This window comes from Oleiphilus sp. HI0067 (assembly GCF_001635735.1).
This window is the reverse complement of the sequence record NZ_LWFI01001135.1, coordinates 1-1188: the sequence shown is the minus strand read 5'-3', so window position 1 is coordinate 1188 and position 1188 is coordinate 1. Positions and strand designations below refer to the sequence as shown.

The 1188-nt window shown below is 46.4% G+C and carries 1 protein-coding gene; it reads right to left on the bottom strand.

What is annotated here, in order from left to right; genetic code table 11:
• Nucleotides 1-1188 (bottom strand): lipid IV(A) 3-deoxy-D-manno-octulosonic acid transferase (gene waaA, locus A3739_RS16525; protein WP_068502104.1); only part of this gene is annotated, 1188 nt, incomplete at both ends.

The following is a 1188-nucleotide window of genomic DNA, read 5'->3' as shown; positions in this document are numbered from 1 at the left end:
AACGCAGCATTTCCTAACTCAGCGGCCATTTTTGGATCCTGAAGTAATCGGCTCAATTGCACCTTCAAATCAGCATCATCCTGCACAACACTTAACGAGCTGGATGCCATGAACTCTCGACATATCATTTCAAAATTAAAATAGTGAGGGCCAATCAGCATAGGCTTACCCAATGCTCCGGGCTCTATCGGATTATGGCCACCAACTTCCGTTAGAGAACCTCCGATAAAAACAATGTCGCTCGCCGCATAAAAACGCATCAACTGCCCCATAACATCTAAGACGTAAACATCCTCATCGGGCAACAAACTTTCTCGCTCACTGTACCTGCCGACACGAAACCCCATCTCATGGGCTAAACGATATGCAGAATCAAAACGCACTGGATGTCGTGGCACCAATATCAATAGCAAATCAGGGTAACGCTGCTTTAATTCCTGATGCACAGCTAGAACCTTGGCATCTTCACCCTCATGCGTGCTCGCCGCGATCCAAATCATTTGCTCAGAATCGAGTCCCTCTCTCAAGATCAGACCTTTTTCGGCGAGTTCTGCGTCAAATTGCATATCGAATTTTAGGCTTCCGGTGACGCGAATACGATCTGGTGAAATACCTAACCGCTCAAACCGTTCGGCATCCGGTTTAAACTGACATAGCACCAGCTGCAAACTATCAAAAAGCCACGAAAGCAGTAGCAAAAAGCGCTTATAACCTCGCGCAGAACGCTCAGATAAGCGAGCATTAGCTAGTACCACAGAACAACCCGCCTTCTGCGCACCATGCAGCATATTCGGCCAAAGCTCAGTTTCCATGATGATTACAAACTTGGGACGAATACGCTTAAGAAACGCACCGACAAACAACGGAAAATCATATGGGGCATATACATGATAAACAGAGTCACCAAATAGCTTACTCACCAATGCAGAGCTCGTAGGCGTCATTGTCGTGACAGTAATACGCTTTGCAGGATAACGAGTTTGCAGCTCTCGAATAATAGGTTCGGCCGCAAGCAACTCTCCGACGGAAACAGCATGAATCCAAAAATCTTGAGCTTGTTCTGGGGCCTTAAAAAAGCCTAAACGCTCCAAGCGACGTGATCGATACTCAGGCGAGCGAATCCCTCGAAGCAATAAGTGCAACAGCACAAAAGGAATGCAGATCGCAATAATAATTGAGTAAACTAAC